This is a genomic window from Oleiphilus sp. HI0123 (genome assembly GCF_001635315.1).
On the sequence record NZ_LWGE01000469.1, the window covers coordinates 1 to 668 of the forward strand.

Below are 668 nucleotides of genomic sequence, written 5' to 3' on the forward strand. Positions count from 1 at the left end.
GCGAAACGACACTTTCGGTTAACTTGTTAGAGCAAGCCAACTTTGCCTCCGTGTGTGAACTATGCCTGGGTGATAACCTCAAGGGTGGTATCTATATGCATGGTGGCTTCTATCTAGGGCCTCAAGACTTTTATCAAGCTTTGCGCGACATGAGTCGAGAGGAAAATGAAAAGATCTGTATGTCGAGTGTCGGTCATATCAACCAGCTTGACTACAATCATCCGCTCCTATCTGCGCAGCGCAAGCACGCTCGTTTTATAAACACCGGCATGATGGTGACGCTAAGTGGTGCGGTTGTATCAGATGGCCTTGAAAATGGCACGGTTGTGAGTGGTGTAGGTGGCCAATATAACTTCGTATCGATGGCTCATGCATTGCCTGATGCGAGATCAATATTGTGCGTTAGAAGTACACGCGGTAGTGGTAAAGACCTGCAGTCAAACATTACACCACACTATGGCCATATCACGATTCCAAGGCACCTTAGAGACATCATTGTGACGGAATACGGTATTGCCGACTTGCGCGGCAAGACCGACGAGCAAATCGCGATTGAGTTGATTAAGGTTGCTGATTCTCGCTTCCAGCAAGAATTACTAGAAGATATGAAGTCGAAAGGTAAGGTTCGCGAGAGCTTTACATTACCAGCAGAATACAAAGAAAACTAT

Annotated in this window: 1 protein-coding gene; it reads left to right on the plus strand. The window is 46.4% G+C overall.

Annotated features, from left to right (window positions below):
- Window positions 1-668 (plus strand): acetyl-CoA hydrolase/transferase C-terminal domain-containing protein (locus A3761_RS04490; RefSeq protein WP_304439582.1); only part of this gene is annotated, 668 nt, incomplete at both ends.